The sequence below is a fragment of the Saccharopolyspora endophytica genome (assembly GCF_018070075.1).
GTDB lineage: Bacteria > Actinomycetota > Actinomycetes > Mycobacteriales > Pseudonocardiaceae > Saccharopolyspora > Saccharopolyspora endophytica.
The window spans coordinates 91,729-116,720 of the sequence record NZ_JAGPXE010000009.1 but is presented as its reverse complement, the minus strand read 5'-3'; the positions used below and the strand labels follow the sequence as shown (position 1 = coordinate 116,720).

Annotated in this window: 20 protein-coding genes; 16 read left to right on the top strand and 4 right to left on the bottom strand. The window is 72.1% G+C overall.

Annotation, left to right across the window (positions count from 1 at the left end):
• The first annotated feature begins 115 nt into the window (after window positions 1-115).
• Complete coding sequence (locus tag KBO27_RS20900) at window positions 116-622, top strand: DUF4333 domain-containing protein (protein ID WP_246537684.1); 507 nt, start codon at window positions 116-118, stop codon at window positions 620-622.
• 40 nt (window positions 623-662) lie between these two features.
• Window positions 663-1,850 carry a GNAT family N-acetyltransferase gene (locus KBO27_RS20895; RefSeq protein WP_210971585.1) on the top strand — a complete coding sequence of 396 codons (1,188 nt, stop codon included), beginning with the start codon at window positions 663-665 and terminating at the stop codon, window positions 1,848-1,850.
• A 78-nt stretch (window positions 1,851-1,928) separates the two neighbouring features.
• On the opposite strand, the gene KBO27_RS20890 is transcribed toward KBO27_RS20895, so the two are convergent.
• Both KBO27_RS20890 and KBO27_RS20885 read right to left on the bottom strand, forming a co-directional pair.
• Window positions 1,929-2,843: a 5'-3' exonuclease gene (locus tag KBO27_RS20890; RefSeq protein ID WP_210971736.1), complete on the bottom strand. Its 915-nt coding sequence runs from the start codon at window positions 2,841-2,843 to the stop codon at window positions 1,929-1,931.
• A gap of 68 nt (window positions 2,844-2,911) precedes the next feature.
• Window positions 2,912-4,546, bottom strand: a complete 1,635-nt coding sequence (locus KBO27_RS20885) for a phosphoenolpyruvate--protein phosphotransferase (RefSeq protein WP_210971584.1) — start codon at window positions 4,544-4,546, stop codon at window positions 2,912-2,914.
• 111 nt (window positions 4,547-4,657) lie between these two features.
• On the opposite strand from KBO27_RS20885, the gene KBO27_RS20880 reads away from it, so the two are divergent.
• The 8 genes from KBO27_RS20880 to KBO27_RS20845 all read left to right on the top strand — a co-directional run bounded on the left by KBO27_RS20880 (window position 4,658) and on the right by KBO27_RS20845 (window position 11,903).
• Entirely contained in the window at window positions 4,658-5,419 is a 762-nt protein-coding gene (locus KBO27_RS20880) for a DeoR/GlpR family DNA-binding transcription regulator (protein WP_210971583.1), read from the top strand.
• On the top strand, window positions 5,416-6,360 hold the full coding sequence (gene pfkB, locus KBO27_RS20875) for a 1-phosphofructokinase (RefSeq protein WP_132673746.1): 945 nt from the start codon (window positions 5,416-5,418) through the stop codon (window positions 6,358-6,360). The genes KBO27_RS20880 and pfkB overlap by 4 nt, the downstream gene beginning before the upstream one ends.
• Window positions 6,357-6,809 carry a PTS sugar transporter subunit IIA gene (locus tag KBO27_RS20870; RefSeq protein WP_210971582.1) on the top strand — a complete coding sequence of 151 codons (453 nt, stop codon included), beginning with the start codon at window positions 6,357-6,359 and terminating at the stop codon, window positions 6,807-6,809. Before pfkB ends, KBO27_RS20870 begins: the two co-directional genes overlap by 4 nt.
• Window positions 6,806-8,278: a PTS fructose transporter subunit IIC gene (locus KBO27_RS20865; protein WP_210971581.1), complete on the top strand. Its 1,473-nt coding sequence runs from the start codon at window positions 6,806-6,808 to the stop codon at window positions 8,276-8,278. The genes KBO27_RS20870 and KBO27_RS20865 overlap by 4 nt, the downstream gene beginning before the upstream one ends.
• A 46-nt stretch (window positions 8,279-8,324) precedes the next feature.
• Window positions 8,325-8,600: an HPr family phosphocarrier protein gene (locus KBO27_RS20860; RefSeq protein ID WP_210971580.1), complete on the top strand. Its 276-nt coding sequence runs from the start codon at window positions 8,325-8,327 to the stop codon at window positions 8,598-8,600.
• Window positions 8,601-8,658: 58 nt separating this feature from the next.
• Complete coding sequence (locus KBO27_RS20855; RefSeq protein ID WP_210971579.1) at window positions 8,659-10,197, top strand: glycoside hydrolase family 32 protein; 1,539 nt, start codon at window positions 8,659-8,661, stop codon at window positions 10,195-10,197.
• A 105-nt stretch (window positions 10,198-10,302) separates the two neighbouring features.
• Window positions 10,303-11,436, top strand: a complete 1,134-nt coding sequence (locus KBO27_RS20850; RefSeq protein ID WP_210971578.1) for a M24 family metallopeptidase — start codon at window positions 10,303-10,305, stop codon at window positions 11,434-11,436.
• Complete coding sequence (locus KBO27_RS20845; protein WP_235876663.1) at window positions 11,433-11,903, top strand: Lrp/AsnC family transcriptional regulator; 471 nt, start codon at window positions 11,433-11,435, stop codon at window positions 11,901-11,903. Before KBO27_RS20850 ends, KBO27_RS20845 begins: the two co-directional genes overlap by 4 nt.
• 4 nt (window positions 11,904-11,907) lie before the next feature.
• On the opposite strand, the gene KBO27_RS20840 is transcribed toward KBO27_RS20845, so the two are convergent.
• A complete protein-coding gene (locus KBO27_RS20840; RefSeq protein WP_210971577.1) occupies window positions 11,908-12,978 on the bottom strand; it encodes a GDSL-type esterase/lipase family protein in 1,071 nt (356 codons plus the stop codon).
• 300 nt (window positions 12,979-13,278) lie between these two features.
• Between KBO27_RS20840 and KBO27_RS20835 the strand changes: the two genes are divergently transcribed.
• The 6 genes from KBO27_RS20835 to KBO27_RS20810 all read left to right on the top strand — a co-directional run bounded on the left by KBO27_RS20835 (window position 13,279) and on the right by KBO27_RS20810 (window position 24,057).
• Window positions 13,279-13,830, top strand: coding sequence for an FxsA family protein (locus tag KBO27_RS20835; RefSeq protein ID WP_210971576.1), 552 nt, complete (start codon window positions 13,279-13,281; stop codon window positions 13,828-13,830).
• Window positions 13,831-14,054: 224 nt separating this feature from the next.
• The gene (locus KBO27_RS20830; RefSeq protein WP_210971575.1) at window positions 14,055-15,674 is read left to right on the top strand and encodes an amidohydrolase; all 1,620 of its coding nucleotides are present in this window, start codon (window positions 14,055-14,057) and stop codon (window positions 15,672-15,674) included.
• A gap of 13 nt (window positions 15,675-15,687) precedes the next feature.
• Window positions 15,688-18,105, top strand: a complete 2,418-nt coding sequence (gene hrpB / locus KBO27_RS20825; protein WP_210971574.1) for an ATP-dependent helicase HrpB — start codon at window positions 15,688-15,690, stop codon at window positions 18,103-18,105.
• A 140-nt stretch (window positions 18,106-18,245) separates the two neighbouring features.
• Complete coding sequence (locus tag KBO27_RS20820) at window positions 18,246-19,763, top strand: acyl-CoA synthetase (protein ID WP_210971573.1); 1,518 nt, start codon at window positions 18,246-18,248, stop codon at window positions 19,761-19,763.
• Between the two features lie 398 nt (window positions 19,764-20,161).
• Complete coding sequence (locus tag KBO27_RS20815) at window positions 20,162-21,406, top strand: MFS transporter (protein WP_210971572.1); 1,245 nt, start codon at window positions 20,162-20,164, stop codon at window positions 21,404-21,406.
• Window positions 21,407-21,426: 20 nt separating this feature from the next.
• Window positions 21,427-24,057 carry a family 78 glycoside hydrolase catalytic domain gene (locus KBO27_RS20810; RefSeq protein ID WP_210971571.1) on the top strand — a complete coding sequence of 877 codons (2,631 nt, stop codon included), beginning with the start codon at window positions 21,427-21,429 and terminating at the stop codon, window positions 24,055-24,057.
• Here KBO27_RS20810 and KBO27_RS20805 read toward each other — a convergent pair.
• Window positions 24,023-24,886: an SGNH/GDSL hydrolase family protein gene (locus tag KBO27_RS20805; protein WP_307870526.1), complete on the bottom strand. Its 864-nt coding sequence runs from the start codon at window positions 24,884-24,886 to the stop codon at window positions 24,023-24,025. The two genes, KBO27_RS20810 and KBO27_RS20805, sit on opposite strands and share 35 nt — an antisense overlap.
• Window positions 24,887-24,992: the final 106 nt, after the last annotated feature.

Sequence of the window (24,992 nt, the reverse complement as noted above, 5' to 3'; positions counted from 1 at the left end):
GGTTGGATCACTGGCAGTCGGCCGCGCCAGCTGAAGTCATCCGGAGGTGTAGATGTCGTCCCCCTACGGCCCGCCAGGGGGTTACCCCCAGTGGGGGCAACCGCAGGGGCCTGGGATGCAGCCGGGCCATCCGCAGCCGGGTGGCTACGCGGGTCAGCCGTACCCCGCGCAACCGGTGCACCAGCAGCCGATCCAGCAGCCCCAGTACGCGCAGCCGCCCTACGGATACGGGTACGGCCAGCCGCAGCCGTACTACCCGTCGCCGAGCGGTTTCGGTTTCCCGCAGGTGCCGCAGAAGCGGAAGCGGTCGATGCTGCCGTGGATCCTCGGCGGCTCGGGCGTGCTCGTGGTGCTCGCCGTGGTGCTGGTGCTGGGTTTCGTCGCTCCCGGGTTCTTCGTGCGCTCGGTGTTCGACGCGGCCAGCGTGGAGAAGGGCGTCACGCAGACGCTCAAGGGCTCGTACAACATCGCCGGTGTCGGTGCGGTGACCTGCCCGGACGGTGAGCCGGTGGAGGTTCGGCACCGGTTCGACTGCCAGGTGCGGATCAACGGCGCCGACAAGGTCGTCACGGTCACGGTCAAGAACGACGAGGGCGTCTACGAGGTCGGGCACCCGAAGTAATCGGTGGACTGCGCGGTCGGGGTCGGAGACGATCGCTGCCGTGGGTGAAACCGAAGTCCGGGTGCTGTCCGAGTCCGAGTACCGCGAGGCCAACGAGCTGTTCCGGCGGGCGCTGCTGTTCCCGCTGGCCGATGACGAGCAGTGGGCGTCGAGCTCGCAGCGCATGGAACCGGGCCGGGTGCTCGGCGCTTTTCTCGACGGCGAGCTGGCGGGGACGGCCCTGTCGATGACCAGCTCGCTGACGGTTCCCGGTGGCGCTGAGGTGCCTGCGGCGGCGGTGACCGGGGTGGCGGTGCGAGCCGATTCGACCCGGCGCGGCCTGCTGACCGGGATGATGCGGTTCCAGCTCGACGACGCCGCCCGGCGCGGTGAGGTCGTGGCGATGCTGCACGCCAGCGAGGCCGGGATCTACGAGCGCTTCGGCTACGGCGTCGCCAGCAGGGTCCGGAACGTGGAGGTCGACCGCTCGCGGGCGCGGATGCGCCGCTCGGTCCCGCGCGGCGGCCGGGTCCGCCTGGTCTCGCAGGAGCAGGCGGCGCAGCTGATGCCCGCCTTGTACCCGAAGTGCGCGCGGGACCGCGCGGGCTGGATGCACCGCCCCGACGGGTGGTGGCCGGGCCGGAGCGCCGTGTTGAACAAGAGCCAGGCGGTCGCGGTGCACGCCGACGAGTCCGGGACGGACGACGGCTTCGCCGTGTACCAGCCGCGCGGGGAATCCTCCACTGTGGACGTGTGGGACCTGGTGGCGGCCAACGACGTCGCGGCGATCGAGCTGTGGCGCTTCCTGCTCGACATCGACCTCGTGACGACCGTCGCGGGCTTCGAGCGCCCGGTGGACGAGCCGGTCGAGTGGTGGCTGACCGATCGTCGCGCCTGCCGCACCACGGGGGTGAGTGACGACCTGTGGGTCCGCCTCGTCGACGTCGGCGCCGCCCTGCGGGCCCGCACCTACGGTCGCGGGGAGCCGGTGGTCCTGGAGGTCGTCGACGAGTTCCGGCCCGCCAACACCGGCTGCTACCGCATCAGCCCGGACGGGGCCACGACCTGCGACGACGCTCCGCAGCTGACGCTGGACGCCGCGGCCCTGGCGGCGCTCTACCTGGGCGATCAGACGGCCTCGGCCCTCGCCACGGCCGGACTCGTCCAGGTCCACGATCCGCAGGCGTTGACCGACGCCGACCTGCTGTTCCCGCTGCAGCGGCCACCGTGGTGCGGCACCGGCTTCTAGTGGACGCGACCGGGTTCGCTCCGACCTGCCGGGCGCGGTGAGGATTCCCCGCCGCGCCCGGCAAAACCGTTGTGATGCCTACTGTTCGAGGGCTGCGATGAGGCGGTCGATGCTGGCTCCGAGGCCCCAGGTGGACTGGAGCGCGCGCAGCCGGTCGAGGTCCGGCTCGGCGGGCATGGCGTCGGACTCGCGGTCCATGACGACCGGCGCGTTCCTGACCACGTTGACCACGGCCGGGGCCGCCGCCAGGTACTCGGCGGACTCGCTGAGCTTGGTGCGGATCCGCGAGGTCAGCCGGGCGTCGCCTTCGGCGGCCGCCCGCAGCAGGTCGTCGAGGGACCCGAACTGGGTGATCAGCTTCGCCGCGGTCTTCTCGCCGATGCCCGCCACGCCGGGCAGCCCGTCGGAGGGGTCTCCGCGCAGCACCGCCATCTCCGCGTAGTCCGCACCCGCCCGCTCCTGCGACAGCGCGTACTTCTCGGCGAGCTCACCGGGGCCGAAGTCCTGGGCCTTGGCCAGGCCCGCTCCGATGTAGATCACCCGCACCTGCGGTTCTGCGCGGACCAGCTGGAACAGGTCCCTGTCGCCGGTGACGACCTCCACCGGGTCGGTGCGCTCGCGGTCGGCCAGCGCGCCGATGACGTCGTCGGCCTCGAAACCCTCCGCCTCGGCAGTGGTGATGCCCGCGGCGTCGAGGACCTCCAGGATCACCGGGATCTGCGGCGAGAGCGTGTCGGGCACCTCCTCCGCCTCCGGGTCTTCCACGGCCACCCGGTGCGTCTTGTACGACGGCAGCGCGTCGACCCGGAACTGCGGGCGCCAATCGTTGTCCAAGCAGGCGACCAGGCGGGACGGCCGGCGATCGGTGATCAGCTTCGCCAGCATGTCGCAGAAGCCGCGCACCGAGTTCACCGGCGTGCCATCAGGGGCGGTCAGCGAGTCGGGCAGCGCGTAGAACGAGCGAAACCACAACCCGGCCGAATCGACGAGCATGAGAGGTCCGGTCACGCGACCAGCTTGTCATGTCCGGCCCGCACCACGCGCCCGACCTGCCGATCCGCTCAGCCGTCCAGGGCCGCCCGGGCCCTTTCGCGCGCCTGGACGCGGTCGGGTGCGGACACCGCGCGCTCGGCGACCGCGCGCCACTCCGGCAGGGAACGCCGGGCCAGTTCTTCACCCACCGCGGGCAGGGCTGCCGAGGTCATCGACAGGCTGCTGACCCCCAGGCCGACCAGGACGCCCGCCAGCAGCGGGTCGGCTGCCGCCTCGCCGCACACTCCCACCGGTTTGCCCTGTGACGCGGACGCGTCGCCCAGCAGGGCGATCAGCCGGAGCAGCGCGGGCTGCCACGGGTCGTTGAGGGCGGCCAGCGCGCCGGTCATGCGGTCCGCGGCGCAGGTGTACTGGGCGAGGTCGTTGGTGCCGATGCTGGCGAAGTCCACTTCGGCCAGCAATTCCTCGGCGCACAGCGCGGCGGCCGGGGTTTCCACCATGACGCCGACGCGACCGACCCCGGCGGCACGGGCGCGCTCGGCGAACCACGCCGCCTCGCCCGGAGTCGCCACCATGGGTGCCATCACCGACACCTCGGCACCGGTGTCCTCGGTGGCGGCGACGATCGCGGCGAGCTGCCGGTCCAGCACGCCCGGGCGGTCGAAGGCGACGCGGAGACCCCGCACGCCCAGCGCGGGATTGGGCTCGGCGGCGATGTCGAGGAACGGCAGCGGTTTGTCCGCTCCCGCGTCGAGAGTGCGCACCACGACGGGCTTTCCGGCGAACGGGCGAAGAACGTCGGCGTAGGACTGGCGCTGGGCGTCCGGGGACGGTTCGCCGGTGGCGTCCAGGAAGCAGAACTCCGTGCGGAACAGCCCCGAGCCCTCCGCGCCCGCATCGATCGCGTTCGTGGCATCGGCGGGGGAGCCGACGTTGGCGAGCAGCTTCACCGGGTGGCCGTCGGCGGTCCTCCCCGTTCCGCGCCACCGGGTTTCGGATCGGGTGGCCGCTTCGGCGGTGACGGGTTCGGCGACGAGCTCGACCGTGCCCGCCGCGCCGTCCACGCGCGCACCGGCGGCGCCCGACGCCAGCGCGCCGCGCGCGGCGACCACGGCCGGGATCCCCAGCGCCCTGGCCAGGATCGCGGTGTGGCTGGTCGGGCCGCCCTCCTCGGTCACCAGGGCCAGCACCATCGAGGGATCGAGATCGGCGGTGTCGGCCGGGGCCAGGTCGCGCGAGACCAGCACGCTCGGCGTGGCGGGCTCGGGCACTCCCGGAGCGGCGGTCCCGGACAGCTCGGCGACGATCCGGTCCCGCACGTCCTGGACGTCCCGGACGCGTTCGGCCAGGTAGCCGCCCGCCGCCGCCAGCGCGTCCGAGAACTGCTCGGAGGCCTCGAAGACCGCGCGCGGGGCGGGCAGCCGCCGACCGGTGACCGCTTGTTCTGCGGCCGAGAGCAGACCTGGGTCGGTGGCCATCGCGGCCGTCACCTCCAGGACGGACCGGGCTTCGCCGTCGGTGGCCGCCGCCCGCTTCTGCAGACGCCGGGCGACCGCCTGCGCGGCGGGACGGATCCGCGCGGCCTCGGCCGTCGGGTCGGCGGGCTCGGGCCCGCGATCGGGCTCGGGCAACCGGTCATGAACCAACAAGACCGGGCCGGCCGCTCTGCCAGGGCTGACACCGACTCCCCGCAGCGTGGACATGCACCACTCCCTACCGTGCCGAGGTTTTTCCTCGTGTTCTCGAAGCCTTGACAATATGACAACAAGGGGCACAATCAGGCAACACCAAACAACAACCGGAGGGCAACGGGCATGTACGGGGCGGAGCGCCAGCAGCTGCTGGCGCAGCGGGCACGGCGCGACGGACGCATCGACGTCACCGCCGCAGCGGCCGAGTTCGAGGTGGCACCCGAAACGATCCGCCGCGACCTCGCCGCGCTGGAGCGGCAAGGACTGCTGCGACGCGTCTACGGCGGAGCCATCGCCATCGACCGGCTCGACTTCGAACCCGAGGTCTCGCTGCGGGACCAGACCAACGCCGAGAAGAAGGAGCGCATCGCCAAGGCGGCCCTGGACCAGGTGCCCGCACGCGGAACCGTGCTGCTCGACGGCGGAACCACCACCGCCAGGCTCGCCGGGCTGCTGCCCGCCGACCGCGAGCTGACCGTGGTCACCAACTCGCTGCCCGCGGCGAACCAGCTGGCCACCAGGAACGGTTTCAACGTGCACCTGCTCGGTGGACGGGTGCGCGGCACGACCCTGGCCACCGTCGAATCCTGGGCCCTGGACGTGCTGCGGCTGCTGACCGTGGACGTCGGTTTCTTCGGCACCAACGGCTTCTCCGCGGCGCGGGGCTGCACCACGCCGGACCCCGCCGAGTCGGCGGTGAAGTCGGCGATGGTGGCCGCGAGCCGCAAGCGGGTGCTGCTGGCCGACCACAGCAAGTACGGCGACGACCAGTTCAGCCGCTTCGCCGAGCTCTCCGAGATCGACCTGATCATCACCGACGACGGGCTGGACGCCGCCGCCGTCGACGAGCTCGAGGCCACCGAGGCGGAGGTGGTGCTGGCGTGATCGTGACGGTGACCCCCAACCCCAGCCTCGACCGCACCGTTCAGGTCGATCAGGTCACGCCCGGCGCCGTGCACCGCGCCAAGCAGGTGCGCCTCGACCCCGGTGGCAAGGGCGTGAACGTCGCCCGCGCGCTGGCCGCGGCAGGAGTGCCCACCCTGGCGGTGCTGCCCTCCGGCGGTGCCGAAGGGGCTCGGCTCGCCGAGCTCCTCGCACCCGAAGCGGTCCCGGTGGTCGAGGTCCCGGTGCACGCGCCCACCCGCAGCAACATCGCGGTCGTGGAAGCCGACGGGACCACCAGCAAGTTCAACGAGCCCGGCCCGCGGCTCAGCGAGTCCGAGGTGGCGGCGCTGGAGAACTCGGTGATCGAGCTCGCCGGGCGGGCCGAGTGGTTGGTGACCTGCGGCAGCCTGCCCGACGGATGCCCGCAGGACCTGCACGCCCGCATCGTCGGGTCGGCCCGGGCCGCGGGCACCCGGGTCGCGGTGGACGCCTCCGGGCTCCCCCTGGAACTGGCCTGCCGGGCGGCACCAGACCTGATCAAACCCAACCTCGCCGAACTCGCCGAACTGGCGGGAGACCCGCTGCGCGACCTCGGGGACGTGCTCGACGTCGCCCACCGGTTGCGGGCCGGTGGGGTGGGCACCGTGCTGGTCAGCCTCGGCGGGCTCGGCGCGGTGCTGGTGAGCGGAACCGGCGCTTGGCACGCGACGAGCGAGGCCGCCGAGGTGCGCAGCACCGTCGGAGCCGGGGACGCGATGCTCGCCGGATTCCTGCGCGCGAGCGCATCCGGGGCCACGGCGCTGCGCAGCGCGGTGGCCTACGGCACGGCCGCGGTCGGGCTGGCGGGAAGCCGCATGCCCGGCCTGGACGACGTCCACCCGCAGCGGGTGCGGGTGGACTCAGTGGACGCAACAGTGAGCCTCAGCGGAGTGGCTGCATGACTACCGAACTGATCACCCAGAACCTCGTCGAGCTGGAAGTGCCCGGCGCAGACCGGAAAGCCGTGGTCCGCGAGCTGGCGCAGCGCCTGGTCGAGGACGGCCGGGTCACCGACCTGGACACCTTCCTGGCCGACATCGACGCCCGCGAGGCGCAGATGCCCACCGGGCTGGAAGGCGGCATCGGCATCCCGCACTGCCGCTCGGCGGCGGTGACCACGCCATCGCTGGCCTTCGGCCGCAGCAGCGCGGGCGTCGACTTCGGGGCCGAGGACGGCCCCGCCAAGCTGATCTTCCTGATCGCCGCACCGGAGGGAGGCGGCGAGGAGCACATGACCGTGCTCGCCGCACTCGCCCGGCGACTGGTGCGCGCGGAGTTCAAGAAGACGCTGACCGAAGCCACCGATCCGGCGGAGCTGGCCGCCTACATCCGCGAGGAGGTCTCGCCGTGAAGTACGTGGCCATCACCGCCTGCCCGACCGGGATCGCGCACACCTACATGGCGGCCGAAGCGCTCGAACAGGCCGCCAAGGACGCGGGCGACGAGCTGAAGGTGGAAACCCAGGGCTCCGCCGGGTCGACCCCGCTGTCGGCAGAGGACATCCAGGCCGCCGACGCGGTGATCTTCGCCGTGGACGTCGGCGTGCGGGACCGGGAGCGCTTCGCCGGCAAACCCGTCGTCGAGGTCCCCGTCAAGCAGGCCATCAACGACGCCTCCGCGCTGCTGGAACGAGCGGCGGACGCCGCCCGGCGGCAGGTCGCCGAGCCCGGGCGACCGGCCGACTCCGAACCCGCGCTGGACAGCAAGGTCACCGCGGGTGCCGGGTTCGGCAGCCGGTTGCGGCAGTGGTTGATGACCGGCGTCAGCTACATGATCCCGTTCGTCGCCGCGGGCGGTCTGCTGATCGCGCTGAGCTTCGCGCTCGGCGGGTACCAGATCACCGACGCGCCCCCGGTCACCGAGCAGTTCGACGCGGCCAGCCTGGTCTCCTGGGCGGCGCTGGCCAACCAGATCGGGTCCGCGGCCTTCGAGTTCCTGGTTCCGGTGCTGGCCGGGTTCATCGCCTTCGCCATCGCCGACCGGCCCGCCATCGCACCCGGATTCGTCGGCGGAGCGATCGCCGTGACCGTCGGCGCCGGATTCCTCGGCGGACTGGTCGCCGGACTGCTCGCCGGTGCCGTGATCGCCGGGCTCAAGGCGGTCAAGGTGCCGCGCGGCCTCGCCGGGATCATGCCCGTCGTGGTGCTGCCGCTGGTCGGCACGCTGGTGGTCGGTGCGCTGATGTTCGTGGTCGTCGGCAAGCCGATCGCGCTGGCCATGACGGCGCTCACCGGCTGGCTCACCGGGCTCTCCGGGGCCAACGCCGCACTGCTGGGCGCCCTGCTCGGCGCGATGATCGCCTTCGACATGGGCGGGCCCATCAACAAGGTCGCCTACACCTTCGCCGTCGGCGGTCTGAGCATCGGCGGCACGACGTCGCTGGAGATCATGGCCGCGGTGATGGCGGCCGGCATGGTTCCGCCGCTGGCGCTCGCGCTGGCCTCGGCGGTGCGCGGCAGCCTGTTCACCCCGGCGGAGCGGGCCAACGGGCGCACAGCGTGGCTGCTCGGCGCCTCGTTCATCACCGAGGGCGCGATCCCCTTCGCCGCGGCCGACCCGCTGCGGATCATCCCGTCCACCCTGATCGGCGCGGCCACCACGGGTGCGCTGTCGATGAGCTTCGGCGCCACGCTGCGCGCCCCGCACGGCGGCATCTTCGTGACGCCGCTGGTGGGAAACCCGCTGCCGTACCTCGCGGCCATCGTGGTCGGCGTCGTGGTCTCCGCCGCCGCGGTGCTGGTGGCCAAGCAGATCGGCCGGCCCTCCGGCGAACCCGCCGCCGAGCCCACCACCGAGCAGGCAGCGGCAGTCGCCGCCTGACCCGCGAAACAGACCTCACCGCACCCACTTCCGAGAGGAACTCCGCATGCAACGCCGCGTCCGCATCGCCGCCTCCGTCGGCCTGCACGCCCGCCCCGCCGCCCTGTTCGCCCAAGCCGCTGCCGCCCAGAACGAATCCGTGCGGATCGCGAAGGTCGTCGACGGCGTGGCCGGTGAACCCGTCGACGCCGCCAGCGTCCTGGGCGTGATGGGCCTCGGCGCGCACCACGGCGAAGAGGTCGAGCTGACCTGCGCCGACCAGACCTCGCTCGACGAACTCGCCGCACTGCTGGAGCAGGACCTGGACAAGACCCCGGCCTGACCGGCTCATCGGCCCACGGCTTTCGAAGGTCAACGGAAACTGGAGCAAAGGAGCACCAGTGCAGCCACGCCAGCACATCCGAACCGCATTGCCACGTCGCCGATTCCTCGCCGGTACCGGAGCCCTGCTGGGCTTGGGTGCGCTCGGAGGCCTGACCACGCCCGGTCGGGCCTTCGCGGAGGAGACTCCGCACTGGCGCCCGGCGGTGCGCTTCGCACCGGCCCGCAACTGGGTCAACGACCCCAACGGCCTGGTGTTCTTCGAGGGCGAGTACCACCTGTTCTGCCAGCACAACCCGCACGGCGACCAGTGGGGCAACATGTCCTGGGCGCACGCGGTGAGCCCGGACCTGGTGCGCTGGGAGGAATTACCCGTCGCGCTCGAACCCGATGAGCTCGGCCAGATCTTCTCCGGCAGCGCCGTGGTCGACCACCACGACACCAGCGGTTTCTTCGACGGGCAGCCAGGTCTGGTGGCGATCTACACCAGCGCGGGCGAGAGCCAGCAGCAGAGCATCGCCTACAGCGCCGATCGCGGCCGCACCTGGACCAAGCACGCCGACAACCCGGTGATCCCGAACCCCGGCATCGCGGACTTCCGCGACCCCAAGGTCTTCTGGCACGAGGGGACCGGCCGCTGGGTGCTGCTGGTCGCCGCCGGCGACCGCATCCAGATCCACGGGTCGGCGAACCTCCGGGACTGGGAGCTGCTCAGCGAGTTCGGCGCCGATCACGGCTCGCACGGCGGTGTGTGGGAGTGCCCCGACCTCTTCGAACTGCCCGTGGACGGCGATCCCGCCCGCACCCGGTGGGTTCTCGTCGTCAGCATCAACCCGGGCGGGCCCGCCGGTGGATCGGCGACCCAGTACTTCACCGGCGATTTCGACGGCACCCGGTTCACCGCGGACGGCTCGCCCGAGGAGGTTCGCTGGGTCGACCGGGGCGCGGATTTCTACGCCCCGCAGTCGTTCTCCGACGTGCCCGACGGCCGCCGGTTGTGGTTGGGCTGGACCAGCAACTGGAACTACGCCGACAAGATCCCCACCGACCCGTGGCGGGGGATGATGAGCACGCCGCGCGAGCTGAGCCTCGCCACCGGTGTCGGCGGTGGGGTGGTGCTCGTGCAGCAGCCCGTCGAGGAACTCACTGGAGTCCGCGCCAACCCGCGGGCCTGGAGCGGTCCGCTCACCGAGGGCGGCGGCGCGGAGTTCCGGGGGAGCGCGGTCGACGTCGTCGCCCGGTTCCAGCTCGGTGCGGCCTCTGCCGTGGGCCTGGAGGTCTTCGCCGGGCCCGGCGGACGGACCCGGGTCGGCTACGACGTCGCGGCCGGGGAGCTGTTCGTCGACCGGACAGGTTCCGGGAGCGCGCAGGTCAGCGCCGATTTCCCGGCCCGCCACAGCACACCGCTGGCCGTCGACGGTGACGCCGTCGAGCTGCGGGTCATCGCCGACCGCAGCTGCGTCGAGGTGTTCGCCCACGGTGGCCGCGCCGTGCTGACCGACCTCGTGTTCCCCGACGAGGGCAGCGACCGGATCTCCGCCTTCGCCGAGGGCGCCGGAGCCCACGTCGAGCTGGAGGTCTTCGATCTCGCCCCGTGACGGCCGCCGAGGGGGACCGCCGGGCACGGCTCGGCGGTCCCCGCGGGCGCGGCACGCCTGGACCGTGCGGTCGGCGTCGTCCTGCTGCGGGATTAGGCTTGGAGCATGGCCACTGTCTCGCTGAAGCAGGATCCCGCCGTGCTCGCGGCTCGCCTGACCCGTGCCGCGCAGACCGCAGCAGCGTCCGACCTCGACGCGCTGCTGATCACGCCCGGATCCGACCTGCAGTACCTGCTGGGCGCAGGGGGAGAGTCGCACGAGCGGCTGACCTGCCTGGTGCTACCGGCCCAGGGCGCACCTGCGTTGGTGGTGCCCAAGCTCGAAGCGCCCGGATACGCCGACGTCCCGCTGGACGACCTCGGCATCGAGGTCGTGACCTGGGTCGACGGGCAGGACTCGCACGGCATGGTGGCCGACCTGCTGGGCACGCCCTCGCGGGTCGCGCTGGCCGACGCGATGCCCGCGCTGCACACCCTTCCGCTGCGCGCCAAGCTGCCCGGCGCCGAGCAGGTGCTGGCCTCCCCGGTGCTGCGCGAGCTGCGGATGCGCAAGGACACCGCCGAACTGCAGGCGCTGCGCGACGCCGGCGCGGCGATCGACCGCGTGCACGCGCGGATGGCCGAGTTCCTCAAGCCCGGCCGAACCGAAGCCGAGGTCGGCGCCGACATCGGCGAGGCCATCCTCGCCGAGGGCCACACCGAGGCCGCCTTCATCATCGTCGGTTCCGCCGCCAACGGCGCCAGCCCGCACCACTCGGTGTCGGACCGGGTCATCGAGCGCGGCGACGTGGTCGTCATCGACATCGGCGGGCCGATCGCCAGCGGCTACAACTCCGACTGCACGCGCACCTACGCCATCGGCGAGCCGGCGCAGGCGGGCGTGCGCGAGACCTACGCGGTGCTGCAGGCCGCGCAGCGCGCCGCCGTCGAAGCCGTTCGTCCCGGCGTCACCGCCGAGTCCATCGACGCCGCCGCCCGCGAGCCGATCGCCGCGGCCGGGTTCGGCGAGAACTTCGTGCACCGCACCGGTCACGGCATCGGTCTCGACGTGCACGAGGAGCCCTACATCGTCGGCGGCAACCAGCTGGTCCTGGAACCGGGGATGGCCTTCAGCGTCGAACCCGGCATCTACCAGCAGGGCCAGTGGGGCGCGCGGATCGAGGACATCGTGATCGTCACCGACGACGGTGTGGAGAGCGTGAACAACCAGCCGCACGAGCTGGTGGTGCTGCCGGCGTGAGCGAGAGGACAACCGGCCCGGGCGCTCTGGAGAACACCGACCGGGCGATTCTGCGAGAGCTCGCGCGCGACGGCAGGTGCAGCTTCACCGAACTGGCCGAACGCGTCGGCCTGAGCGTCTCGGCCGTGCACCAGCGCGTTCGGCGCTTGGAGCAGCGCGGGGCGCTGCAGGGCTACACGGCCAAAGTGGACGGTGAGCAGATCGGTCTGCCGCTGACCGCGTTCATCTCGCTGACGCCCATCGATCCGGCCGCGCCGGACGACTACCCGCAGCGGTTGCAGCACCTGCCGGAGATCGAGTCCTGCTACTCGGTCGCCGGCGACGAGTCCTACATCCTCCAGGTCCGGGTGGCCTCACCGCTGGGGCTGGAGGAACTGCTGCGCCAGATCCGCGAAGCCGCCAAGGTCTCCACGCGCACCACGGTCGTGCTGTCGACCCCGTTCGAGAACCGGCCGCCCGCGATCTGAGCCGTCAGCGGTGGGCGTCGGACAGCGGGACGGCGGTGAGGTTTCCGCGCTCGTCCGGCAGGCAGGCGGCTCCGGGTTCGGTGGTGGCCATGAACTGGCCGAGGCAGCGGGCCAGCTGGGCGTGACCGGTCGCGTTGGCGTGGAAGGACTCCTGCATCGCGTGCGGTGCGCGCTGCTCGTCCTTCAGCGCCTCCCAGTCGACGGTGAGCCGGGTGAACCACTCGCCGTTCGCGGTCTTGGGATCACCGGTGCACGCCTCGTGGCCCGCGCCCGCGCGGGAGAGGTCGAGGAACCGGGCGTCCGCCTCGCGAGCCACCTCGGCGAGCCCCGCGGAGAGCTGCGGCACACCGTGGTCCCGGATCCACGCGAGGTCGGCGGGCTGGAACGGGCAGCCCGACAGGCCCTGCAGCTCCGGCCGCACCTCCGGTGCGACCGGCGAGGCGTAGGACTGCATGATCAGCTGGTAGCTGCTGGGCGTGTAGCCGGCGCTGTCCATCGCCGCGCGGATGTCGCGCACCGCCGCCAGCGCCTTCGGCTGCATCCGGTCGATGCGCTCCTCCCAGAGGCCGTCGTCCAGCCGAGTCGAGCACCCCTCCGGGGCGCGGCGCGCCCACGCCTCCACGCACTGGTTGACGACCTCGGAGAAGCCCGGATCGTCGTTCGCGCCGATCTGCACCACCACGTTGGTGATGCGGTAGCGCTGCGCCAACTCCGCCAGCTGCGCTGCCTGCGACCTCTCCACACCCACGAACTCCGGCTCCGCCCGCAGCGACTCGGTGCGGGCGCCCGAGCAGGCCAGGTTGATCCGCGTCACGTCCGGTGGCAGCTGCAGCTGGTTCACCGGAGCGGCGGTGGAGCGGTGGCACCAGTTGTCGCCCTCGCCGTTGGTGCCCGCCACGTAGTTGCCGCCGCCCTCTCCGGACAGCGTTGAGTCACCGACCGTCACCACGGCGGCCGGTAGTTGCTTGGGCTGCATCGGCAGACCCGGGAGGTACTGATCGCTGATCAACACCACGAGTGCCACCAGGCAGCCCGCGAGCAGGAGGATGAGCGATTTCGACTTGTGCGCCCGCATCACCAGGCAGTCTACGAAGTTGTCGGCGACGGCTGATCAGCACCGCCGTGTTGAGCGCCGGTTCCCACGCTCGTGTCGCTCGCCGTGCGCGCGGCGGTGGTCTTCGGACGGGGCGGGCGACGGGGTTCGCGAACGTCCGGAGCCGCTGCCTGTGGCCCATTACACGGTGTTGCGACGGTCGCCATCGGGGCGGCCGGGCGGGATCTGAGGTTCGCCCGAAATGTTCCGATGCGGGATGGGAGAATTTCCAGCCTCCCGTTCGTTGGGCGGGGGAGAAGGCTTTACCAATGGAGGTCCTGGGTGCCGATCCTCGTGCTGCTCCTCGTCGCCGGAGTCGCCGAACTCGCCGTGCTGGTCGCGCTGGGTCAGGCGATCGGGCTGCTGCCCACCATCGGCCTGCTGGTGCTGGCCGCGGTCCTGGGCAGCTGGTTGCTGCGCCGGGAGGGGCGTCGCACCCTGGGCGAGGTCCGCGAGGCGGCCCGCATGCGCAGGTCTGCCGACCGCGAGATCTCCGACGGCATGCTCATCGCCGCCGGCGGGATCCTGATCGTGCTGCCCGGGTTCCTCAGCGACATCGCGGGTCTCCTGCTGCTCCTGCCGCCGACCAGGGCGTTGGTGCGCAAGCGCATGATGCGCGCGGCCGAGAAGCGGGCCAAGCAGATGCAGGACCAGGTGTGGCTGCACCAGCAGCGGTTCAACCGCTCCGGTGGCCGTCCGGGCGACTTCATCGACGGCGAGGTCATCGACGAGGACGACGATTCCACGTCCTCCGGGTCCGCCGCGGGCACGCCGATCATCCTTCCTCCGCAGTCGGTGCGCGCGGAACGCCTCGACGAGCCCCCGCAGCGCTGACGCGCTGTGAACGCGCCGATCGGCTGCGGTGAGCCTGAGCATTGCGTTCGCGCTAAGCGCGACAGGTTCAAGGCCGGGTGTTTAGTGCGGGTAAGCTCGTCAGAACGATCGTTGCCGGGGCGGATCGGGGGCTGAGTTCGATCACGGGATCGGGCGCCTTTGAGCCGCCCGGACGAGAGCGAACTGCGCAGTTGAGCCCCCGGAACGCGGAAAGCACGAAGGACATGCCCGAGACCACGTTGTTGCTCGGCGGCCGAATCCACTCGCCCGCCGACGCCGCCGCCACCGCGATGGCCGTCACCGATGGCGTCATCTCGTGGCTCGGCGCCGACGAGGTCGGCCGTGCGCTGCACCCCGATGCCGAGGTCATCGACCTCGAAGGCGCGTTCGTCGCGCCCGCCTTCGTCGACGCCCACGTGCACGCCACCTCCACCGGACTGCTGCTGCGCGGCTTGGACCTGACCGGGTGCGCCTCGCTGACCGAGTTCCTGCACGCGTTGCGCGACCACGTGGCCGAATACCCGGGCGCGCTGGTGTGGGGTCACGGGTGGGACGAGACCTGGTGGCCCGAGCGGCGGCCTCCGACACGCGAGGAGATCGACACCGCCTCCGGTGGTGCCCCGGTCTACCTCTCGCGCATCGACGTGCACTCCGCGTTGGTGTCCAACGCGCTGGTCAACCTGGCGCCGCTGGCGCGCAGCGCCGAGGGGTGGAGCGACGAAGGCCCGCTGACCCGCGTCGCCCACCACCACGTGCGACGCGCCGCCCGCGACGCGCTCGGTTCGGGGCAGCGCAAGGAAGCGCAGCTGGCCTTCCTGCAGCAGGCCGCCGCCCGAGGCGTGGCCTGCGTCCACGAGTGCGCCGGACCGGACATCTCCGGGGCGGACGATCTGGTCGAACTGCTGGCGCTGTCCGAGCAGGGCGGTGTGCCGGAGGTCGTCGGGTACTGGGGCGAGCTCGGCGCCGTCGAACGCGCCCGCGACCTCGGTGCCCGGGGTCTGGCCGGTGACCTGTTCGTCGACGGCGCCGTCGGATCGCGCACCGCCGCGCTGCGCGAGGCCTACACCGACGATCCGAGCACCGCCGGTGTTCTCTACCTCGACGCCGATGCGGTCGCCGAGCACCTGGTGACCTGCACGCGGGCCGGCCTGCAAGCCGGGTTCCACGTCATCGGTGACGCCGGGGTCGCCGAGGTGTGCGCCGGGTTCCGCAAAGCCGCCGAGATCGTCGGCGTGCCGGCGCTGGCGAGCATGCGGCACCGGCTGGAGCACCTGGAGATGATCGACGAGGGCCAGGCCGCCGAGCTCGGTTCCTTCGGCGTGGTCGCGTCGGTGCAGCCCGGTTTCGACGCCTCCTGGGGCGGCACCGGCGACATGTACGCCCGTCGGCTCGGGCTTCCCCGGGGCACCCAGCTGAACCCGTTCTCCCAGCTGGCCGCCAACGGCGTGCTGCTGGCGCTGGGCTCGGACGCGCCGGTGACCCCGGTGGACCCGTGGCGTTCGGTGCAGGCCGCGGTCAACCACCGCACCGACGGTTTCGGCATCTCGCCGCGCGCCGCGTTCACCGCGCACACCCGGGGCGGATGGCGCGCCGCCGGTGTCGATGACGGTGTGACCGGCACGCTGGTGCCCGGTGCGCCCGCCACCTACGCGGTGTGGGACACCGGTGAGCTGGTGGTGGCCGGGACCGATTCACGCGTCCAGCGCTGGTCGACCGATCCGCGCTCCGGTGTGCCGCCGCTGCCGGACCTCTCGCCGCAGGCGCCGATGCCGCGCTGCCTGCGCACGGTCCTGCGCGGCAAGACGATCTTCAAGCACAACCCCGAAGACGACGAACTCGTCTGAGTCCGGGGCGTTGATGGAGTTCCCCGATCTCCCGGTCCGCCCGGTCCTGGGTGAGGTCACCTCCGCGCTGACCGAGCACGGCACCGCCGTTCTCGTCGCACCACCCGGAACCGGCAAGACCACGCTCGTGCCGTTGGCGCTGGCCGAGGCCGGGCTGCGGGTCGTCGTGGCCGAACCGCGCAGGCTCGCCACTCGAGCGGCGGCCGGGAGGATGGCCGAACTGCTGGGCGAGCAGGTCGGTCGGCGGGTCGGCTACTCGGTGCGGGGCGACAGGCGGCGCGGCAAGGACACGGTCGTCGAGGTGGTGACCTCGGGCCTGCTGGTGCGTCGCCTGCAGGCCGACCCGGAGCTGTCCGGGGTGGACGTGGTCGTGCTCGACGAGTGCCACGAACGCCACCTGGACGCCGATCTGCTGCTCGCGCTGCTGCTGGACGCCCGCGAGGGGCTGCGCCCGGATCTGAAGGTGCTGGCCACCTCCGCGACCGTGGCCGCCGAACGCGTGGCCGATGTGCTCGACGGTGCGCCCGTGCTGCACGCGCACGCCCGCACGCACCCGGTCGAGATGGCGCACCTGGCGCCGCGGCGCGGGGAGCGGACCGAGTCGGTGGTGTCCCGCGCGACCCGCGCGGCTCTGTCCGAACAGGACGGTGATGTGCTGGTCTTCCTGCCGGGTGCCGGGGAGATCCGCCGCGTCGCCGAGCAGCTCGGCGATCTGTCCGATGTGGACGTGCTTCCGCTGCACGGCCGGTTGGCGCACGCCCAGCAGGACAGCGCTCTGCGGCAGGGCGATCGGCGACGAGTCGTGCTGGCCACCGCGGTGGCCGAATCCAGCCTGACCGTGCCGGGGGTGCGCGCCGTGGTCGATTCCGGGCTGGCCCGGGTCTCCCGGACGGACACCCGGCGCGGCCTGTCCGGCCTGGCGACGGTGCGCGTGTCGGCCGCGGTCGCCGAGCAGCGCGCCGGCCGGGCGGGCAGGCAGGGCCCCGGCCTGGTGTACCGCTGCTGGCCGGAGCACGAGCACTCGACGCTTCCCGCGTATCCCGAACCGGAGATCCGCACCGCCGAGCTCACCCGACTCGCGCTGGAACTGGCCTGCTGGGGCACTCCCGACGGCTCGGCGCTGTCGTGGTGGGACACGCCTCCGAGCGGGGCTCTGGCCGCCGGTCGCGAGGTGCTGCGGGGGCTCGGGGCGCTCGACGAAGCCGGAGCCGTCACCGAACGGGGCCGGAGGATGGCCGGGTTCGGCCTGCACCCGCGGCTCGCCCGAGCCCTGCTCGACGGTGCCGACAGCGCGGGCGGCGAACTCGCGGCCGAGGTCGTCGCGCTGCTCGACAACGACGGCCTGACCGGCGAGACCGACGTGGCCAGCGCGTTGTCGAAGCTGCGCGGCGGTGGGCCCGGCGCGAAGCGGTGGCGCGAGGAGGCCCGCAGGCTCGCGTCCCAGGTGCCCGGCACGCCGCGTCGTGGCGGGGACGAGGCACTGGTGGTCGCGCTGGCTCAGCCGGAGCGGCTGGCGAGGCGTCGCGGTGAGGACTCGGCCACCTACCTGATGGCCTCGGGCACGGCCGTCGAGCTCCCTTCGGGCTCCGGGCTGCGCGGTTCGGAATGGCTCGCGGTGGCCGTCGCCGACCGCTCGCCCGGGCGTTCCGCAGGGATCATCCGGCTCGCCGCGAGCGTGGACGAGGAACTCGCCCGCCGCGCCGCACCGGCACTGCTCAGCAGCGACGACGAGATCGCCTGGGCGGACGGGGACGTGCGCGCGGTTCGCGTGGACCGGCTCGGCGCGATCGCGTTGGCCACCCGGCCGCTGCGCGACCCCGATCCGGCGCGCGTCCGGGAGGCGCTGCTCGACGGGTTGCGGGCGGAATCCCTCGGTCTCCTCCGCTGGAACGACGACGCCCACCGGTTGCGGCAGCGCCTGGCCTTCCTGCACGGGGCTCTCGGCGAGCCCTGGCCGGCCACCGACGACGAATCCCTGCTCGCCGTGGCCGACCAGTGGCTGGAGCCGGAGCTGTCCCAGGCTCGCCGACGTGCGGACCTGCGGCTGTCCGCTGCGGAGGCGCTGCGGCGGCTGATCCCGTGGTCGCAGACCGGCCGCGTGGACCAGCTGGCTCCCGATCGCATCGAAGTGCCCACCGGATCGCACATCCGGGTCGACTACAGCGCCGAACAGCCCGCCCTGCCCGTCAAGCTGCAGGAGGTCTTCGGCTGGCGGCAGGCGCCGCGCATCGCCGACGGCGCGGTTCCGGTGGTGCTGCACCTGCTGTCGCCCGCGGGGCGCCCGGCCGCGGTCACCGGCGACCTCGAATCGTTCTGGCAGAACGGTTATCCGCAGGTCCGGGCCGAGCTTCGCGGCCGGTACCCGAAGCACCCGTGGCCCGAAGACCCCACCGACGCGACACCGACGCGCGGTACGAACCGCCGCCGATGACCTCGTCCGGGGGCCTCCGAGGGGCGAGAACCGTGCTTTGACCGGGCTCGAACGCCGACCTATGTTTGCTCCGCCAGGCCGTTCTCCCCGGGTGCTGCCCGGGCGAGACCCGAGGCCGGAACCGCTGCGGAGGGGACGACGTGAGCGAGCACGAAGGCATCGGCAGCTGGATCACCCGTCGCGCCCTGATGACACCGGGCCGCACCGCCGTGGTGTTCGGCGAGCGCTCCCTGACCTACGCGGAGCTGGCGGACCGGGTCGCGCGGTTGGCGGACCGGTTGCGAGCTGCCGGTGTGCGTGCCGGGAGCCGGGTCGCCTACCTCGGCACCAACCACCCCTCGTTCGTCGAGACGATGTTCGCCACCCACCAGCTCGGCGCGATCTTCGTGCCCCTGAACTTCCGGTTGGCGCCCCCCGAAATCGCCTACATGCTGGAGGATTCAGGATCCGAGGTGCTGGTCTACGGCCCCGGATCGCGCGAGGTGGTGCGCTCGATCGCCGACCTGCCGGGCGTGGTCGTCGCGCTGGAGGACCCCGAGCGGGGAGAGCTCGATTACGAGACGTGGCTGAACGAGGGCGACACCGCTCCCGCGGACGTGCCGGTCAGCGGCGAGGAGATCGCGCTGATCCTCTACACCTCCGGCACCACCGGGCTCCCCAAGGGCGCCATGCTCAGCCACGCCAACCTGGTGTGGAACGCCTACAACCTGCTGGTGTGCGTGGACATCACCAGCGAGGAGCGAACCCTGGTCAGCGCTCCGCTGTTCCACGTGGCCGCGCTGGACCAGTGCCTGCTGCCGACGCTGCTCAAGGGCGGGTGCGCGGTGATCACGCCGGGCTGGGACGTGGACCGGGCCTTCGACCTGATCGAGCGGAGGCGGATCACGCTGCTGTTCGGCGTGACCACCATGTTCGCCGGGATGGCCGCCTCTCCCCGGTGGGCGGAGGCGGACCTGTCGTCGGTGCGGACGGTGATGACCGGTGGTGCAGCGGTCCCGGACACGCTCATCCGCACCTTCCAGGAACGCGGACTGGTGTTCTGCCAGGGCTACGGGATGACCGAAACGGCGCCGGGCGCGACCTTCCTGGAGGCGAGCGAGAGCACGCGGAAGATCGGTTCGGCGGGTGTGCCGACCATGTTCACCAGCGTCCGCGTGGTGCGCGACGACGGCTGTGACACGGCGCCCGGTGAGCCGGGCGAGGTGCTGATCAAGGGACCGAACGTGAGCCCGGGTTACTGGCGCAAGCCCGAGGCCACCGAGGCATCGCGCACCGAGGACGGGTGGTTCCGCTCCGGGGACGTGGCGACGCTGGACGACGAGGGCCACCTCTACGTCGTGGACAGGGTCAAGGACATGTTCATCTCCGGTGGCGAGAACGTGTATCCCGCCGAGGTGGAGAACGCGATCTTCGCCCACCCCTCGGTGATCGAGGTGGCGGTGATCGGAGTCCCCGACCCCACGTGGGGAGAGGTCGGGTGCGCGTACGTGGTGTGCGAGTCGGGTGGTGAGCTGACGTGGGACGAACTGCGGGAGTTCCTGAGCTCAAAACTGGCGAAGTACAAGATCCCGCGGGAACTGCGCGTCGTGGACGGATTGCCGAAGACGGGTTCCGGGAAGGTGCAGAGAACACGGCTGCGTTCCTCTCGTGGTGCGTGAACGGGTGCGATGAGCGGCGACGGTCGTCGTCGCTCGTCCCCGGAGCGGTCCGGGCGTGGGTTTCCCACTGTGGAGTTGTCAAGGAACAGGTTCGCTTCGAACTGGTGTGCCCATTGTGCCGTGCGGTCGAACGGAAATGCGACCGAAGATCGACGCACGATCAGGTGGGTTCGACCGTCACTCCGCGAAACAGCTTGATAAATAGCACCATTGAGTGACCACGATGGACGAATCCACAGGTCACCAGGGTGTTTCGGGGCCGGTTCGCCGGACGTGGACAGTCACCCGATCTTCCGAACCGGAGCGGGCCGTAGATCGTTAGCATGAGATTCGAAGGACCGGCTCAGCGATCCGTGCGCGCTGCGGCAGGCCGTCGGTACATCGACCACGGAGGTTCGATGGACAGCACCCCGACACCGGCACGCCCCTGGCGCACCGCGCTCCTCGCCGGAATGGCCTCGTTCCTCGACTCCAGCGCCCTGGTGACCGCCGGGATCGTCGTCGGCACGCTCTACGCCGAGGACATGGGTCTGTCGGACGGGCAGATCGGACTGGTCCTGGGCCTGCAGACCATGGCGTTCGCGGTCGGAGCGCTGTTCGGCGGACGGCTCGGGGACCGCTTCGGCCGTCGGAGGGTGTTCACCTGGTCGATGGTGGTCTACGCGGTCGGTGCCGCGCTGTTCGCCGTGGCGGGCGGACCGACACCGCTGATCACCGGCGCCGTGGTCGTCGGACTGGCGATCGGAGCCGACCTCCCGGTGTCGCTGGCGATGATCAACGAGCAGGCGCCGGAGGGGAAGAAGGCCACCCTGGTCGTGTTCTCCTCGGTGCTGTGGAACATCGGCATCGCGGTGACCATGCTGCTCAGCGCCGTGCTCTCCGGCCTCGGCGCCACGGGAGGGCGGGTGCTGTTCGGCTACCTCGTCGTGGTCGCGCTCATCGTGCTGGGGCTGCGGTGGACGATGCGCGAATCCACCGAGTGGCAGGCCGCGCGGCAGGCGGTCGAGGTCGGTGAAGCGGTGCGGTTCCGCGACCTCGCGCAGCTGGTGCGGCCACCGCTGCTCATCGGACTGCTGGCCACCGGCCTGTACTACGCGATGTGGAACGTCGGGGCGAACACGATGGGCCAGTTCGGCTCGTTCCTCTACGTCAACGTCGGCGGCGGGGACGTGGCGACGTACTCGCTGGTGAGCACGATCGGCCTCGGTATCGGGCTGGCCGCCGGGTTCGTGTTCATGCGCTTCGTCGACACCGCCGCGCGCCCGCACATGTTCGCCGCCGGTTCGGCGATCATCGTGCTCGCCTGGATCGTCCCGCTGCTGACCGGGTTCAACGAGTTCTCGCTGCTGGCAACGCTTCTGCTGTCCGGGCTGGGCAGCTCCTTCGCGGGGGAGACCCTCTACAAGGTGTGGTCGCAGGAGCTGTTCCCGACCCTGCTGCGCGGAACGGCGCAAGGGTCCACCATCGCCTTCGGCCGCGTCGCGGCTTCGCTGGTCGGCTTCGGCACACCGGCGCTGGCGTCGGCCAGCCCCGCGCTGACCTTCACCGGTGTCGCACTCCTGGCGGCCTTCGCCGGTGCCATCGGCCTGCTCTGGGTACCCCGGCTTCCGGGTGCGCGGCAGCTCGCGGCCGCCGAACGCTGAACGCTCGTGGAGAGGAACTCGTGGAACCGCACACCCCAGACGGAATCAGCCGCTCCGCGTCCTGGATCGGCAGGTGGACCGACCCGGCCCACCGCATCCGGCGTTCGATCGACTCCGACGCGATCGCCTGGATCGGGCCGGGGGAGTGGCTGGGGCAGACCTTCACCACACCGGGGAGCTTCACCGCGGTCTGCGCGGACCTGGTCTGCGACGGCGAACCGCGCGGCCGGTGGGAGCTGCGCGACTCCAGCGGCGAGGTCCTGGCCAGCGCGGTGATCGAGGTCGGCGGGTTCCGCTGGGATCGCTTCGCGCACCACCTCGAACTCGCCGAGCCCGCCGCACCGGGGGACTACCGGGTCACGCTGAGCCTGGAGGCCGGGCGGGTCGGCTGGCGGACGCGCACCGCGCCCGCGCCGGCGTTCGAGGACGACGGTGTGTCTCCGCTGCCGGTCCACGGGGTCGCGCTGCGCGACGGAGTCCCCGAACCCGGGACCCGCGCGATCGGCGTGGAGACCGTTCCCGCCCCGAACCCGGTGTTCCGCGCGGTCTTCGACGTTCCCGACGACGTGCGCGACGCACGGCTGACCGCAGTGGGTCTGGGCTGCGGCGTGTTCCGGATCAACGGCGGCGCGGTGACCGAGGACGTCCTCGAACCCGCCCAGACCGCCTACGACAAGACCGTCCTGCACCGCACCTACGACGTCACGCCGCTGCTGGTGCCCGGTCGGAACACGATCACCGCCGAGCTCGGCCGCGGCTTCTACGCGGCTCGCGGGGCCAACACCTGGGGCTGGAACCTGGCTCCCTGGCACCGGGAACCCGTGCTGCTCGCGCAGCTGGAGCACCTCGATTCCACGGGGGCCGTCCACGTGATCTCCTCGGGGCCGGACTGGGAGGTGGCGGCGGGGCCGACCGCCGAAGACCTGCTCTACACGGGTGAGACGGTCGACGCGACCACCGAAACCCGCTGGGAGCGGGCGATCGTCGTACCGCCACCCGGCGGGCGGCTGCGCGAGGCCACCGCACCACCCGTCCGCCGCACCGAAATCCGCAGCTCGCAACGGGAAACGACCGTCGGCGACACCACCGTCCACGACTTCGGCACGATCCTCACCGGACGCGTGCGCTGCGCGATCAGCGGTGAACCGGGTGCCGAGGTCGTCGTGCGCTACGCCGAGCAGTTGGCCGAGGACGGTTCGGTGCGCTGCGACAACGTCCTGGCCGCGGGGGAGGCCCAGGTGGACCGGTACGTGCTCGGGTCGGAGCCGGTGACCTGGGAACCGCAGTTCAGCTACAAGGGGTTCCGCTACCTGAGCGTGCAGGTCCGCGGCGACGTCTCGGTCAGCGAGGTGCGGGCGGTGCGGCTGGCCACCACCGTCGAGCGAACCGGGTCCTTCGTCTGCGAGGACGAGACGCTGAGCTGGATCGACGCGGCCACCGCGCGCACGTTCCTGAACAACCTGCACGGCGTGCCCACCGACACCCCGGTGTACGAGAAGAACGGCTGGACCGCCGACGCCCACCTGGGCACCGAAGCCGTGCTGCACCACTTCGACCTGCGGGATTCGCTGGTCAAGTGGCTCGACGACCACGTCGACGCGCGCGACGAGGCGGGGATGGTGCCGATGATCGTGCCCACCCCGGGGTGGGGGCGCGAACCCGATCCGGCGTGGAGCGCCTCGATGGTGCTCATCCCGTGGAACCTCTACTGGGAGCACGGGGACCTGGGCCTGCTGCAGCGCTACCGCGATCCGATCCGCGCCTACACCGACCGGCTGCTGGAGCTCGCCGAAGGCGGGCTGTGGCGCGGTGACAGCTGGGGCGACTGGCTCTCACCCGGGCACTGGCACGCGCCCGAGGGACCCGAGCCGACGGCGACGATGATGCTCCACCGGGTCACCACCCGCACCGCCGAGATCTGCCACGCGCTGGGCCTGGACGGTGAGGCCGAGCGCTACCGCGACGCCGCGCGCAGCATCGCCGCCGCCTACCACGCGAAGTTCTTCGACGAGCTCAGCGGGACCTACTGCTCACCCGAGGCCGGGTTCCGGCAGGCGATGAACGTGCTGCCGCTCGCCTTCGGCGCCGTTCCGGGCTACGTCGCCGGAGCCGTCGGCGCCGGTCTCGTCGACGACATCGAGGAGCGCACCAACGGGCACCTCGACTGCGGGGCGGTGGCCGCCAAGCACCTGCTCGGGGTGCTCGCCGACGTCGGTCGCGCCGACCTCGCGGTGACCGTGGCGACCCGACCCGACCGGCCCGGCTGGGGGATCTGGCACCGGTTGGGGATGGAAACCCTGATGGAGGCGTGGGACGACACCGCTCGTTCGCACAACCACTACTTCCTCGGCGCGGCCTCGGCCTGGATCCAGCAGCGCGTCGGCGGGTTGCGCTCCACCAGCCCCGGCTGGCGGACCTTCGACATCGCCCCCGTGCAGGACGACCGCGTCACCTGGGCCGACGTCCGGCACGTCACCCCGCACGGGCACGCCGGGGTGGCCTGGCGGCGCCGGGAGGACAACTGGGAGTTCGAGGTGGAGGTCCCCGAGGGCAGCGTCGCCACGCTGCGGCTGCCCGGGCAGCCGCCGGCCCGGTTGCCGGCCGGGCGTCACGGGCTCAACCGGCCGGCCACGCCCGGGGCGGGTCGCTAGGCGGGCAGATGTGGGCGGGCACCGCGACGTCTGTTCGCGGGGATCTGCGCAGGATCGCCCGCAGCAGCGCGGCCAGGGAGTACCGGGTCAGGTCCCGGGTCCGGCTGGCCACCCACGGCACCCCCTTGATCAGCAGCCACCGGACGTGGTCCAGGCGCGTCACCGGCACACCGCCCGAGCAGGTCAGCGACACCTCCGAGGGCACGGGCACGCCCTGCTCGGCCAGGCCCGTCGCGAAGGCCGCCGCCAGCATCCGGTGCCCCAGCTCGGAGGGGTGCAGGCGGTCCACGCTCCACGCGGCGGGGTGGTAGGCACCGGGCAGCCGGTCCAGGTCCACGACCGCCGCGCCGTGGACCTCGGCGACCGAGGTGAGGATGCGGTTGAGGGAGTCGATGCGCCGGTTCAGCAACCGCCGCAGCGGCCCCGGCAGCCGGAACACCCTGGCGTGATCGTGGTACCGGATCGTCACCACCGCCGTGCCCGCTGCGACCAGCGAGCACATCACGTGGTTGAGCTGCTGCCACAGCAGCTCGGCGTTGAAGTCCGAGCGCATCGTGTCGTTCATGCCGATCATCACGATCGCCGCGTCCGGTTCCACGCGCAGCGCGTCGGGCAGCTGGGTGTGCCAGACCTCGGCGACGCGGGCACCGCTGGTGGCCAGGTTGGTGAAGCGGGCGGGCTCGACCGCGTCGGCGAGCAGCGGCGCGAAACCCCGCCACCGGCCGCCTGGAACCGGGTCGCCCATGCCTGCGGCGACGGAGTCGCCGAGGACCGCGAGGCTGCGTACTCGTCGCGAGCCGGGGAGCCCGGTGGTCATCGCGTTGTGCACCTGATCATCGTGAGCCCGGCGTTTCCTCGCGGGGTAAGGCGAGGGTGAAGCCGGAACGACCCTTCGGCGAAAACTCCGGTGGTGCGATCCGGGCGGTGCGGTTCTG

What these genes read in the sequence shown, in the direction of transcription:
- KBO27_RS20860 (WP_210971580.1), top strand. Translation starts at nt 8,325, where the DNA reads ATGCAACGCCGCGTCCGCATCGCCGCCTCCGTCGGCCTGCACGCCCGC.
- hrpB (WP_210971574.1), top strand. Translation starts at nt 15,688, where the DNA reads ATGGAGTTCCCCGATCTCCCGGTCCGCCCGGTCCTGGGTGAGGTCACC.
- KBO27_RS20880 (WP_210971583.1), top strand. Translation starts at nt 4,658, where the DNA reads ATGTACGGGGCGGAGCGCCAGCAGCTGCTGGCGCAGCGGGCACGGCGC.
- KBO27_RS20830 (WP_210971575.1), top strand. Translation starts at nt 14,055, where the DNA reads ATGCCCGAGACCACGTTGTTGCTCGGCGGCCGAATCCACTCGCCCGCC.
- KBO27_RS20870 (WP_210971582.1), top strand. Translation starts at nt 6,357, where the DNA reads ATGACTACCGAACTGATCACCCAGAACCTCGTCGAGCTGGAAGTGCCC.
- KBO27_RS20885 (WP_210971584.1), bottom strand. Translation starts at nt 4,546, where the DNA reads ATGTCCACGCTGCGGGGAGTCGGTGTCAGCCCTGGCAGAGCGGCCGGC.
- KBO27_RS20900 (WP_246537684.1), top strand. Translation starts at nt 116, where the DNA reads ATGCAGCCGGGCCATCCGCAGCCGGGTGGCTACGCGGGTCAGCCGTAC.
- KBO27_RS20815 (WP_210971572.1), top strand. Translation starts at nt 20,162, where the DNA reads ATGGACAGCACCCCGACACCGGCACGCCCCTGGCGCACCGCGCTCCTC.
- KBO27_RS20840 (WP_210971577.1), bottom strand. Translation starts at nt 12,978, where the DNA reads ATGCGGGCGCACAAGTCGAAATCGCTCATCCTCCTGCTCGCGGGCTGC.
- KBO27_RS20850 (WP_210971578.1), top strand. Translation starts at nt 10,303, where the DNA reads ATGGCCACTGTCTCGCTGAAGCAGGATCCCGCCGTGCTCGCGGCTCGC.
- KBO27_RS20890 (WP_210971736.1), bottom strand. Translation starts at nt 2,843, where the DNA reads ATGCTCGTCGATTCGGCCGGGTTGTGGTTTCGCTCGTTCTACGCGCTG.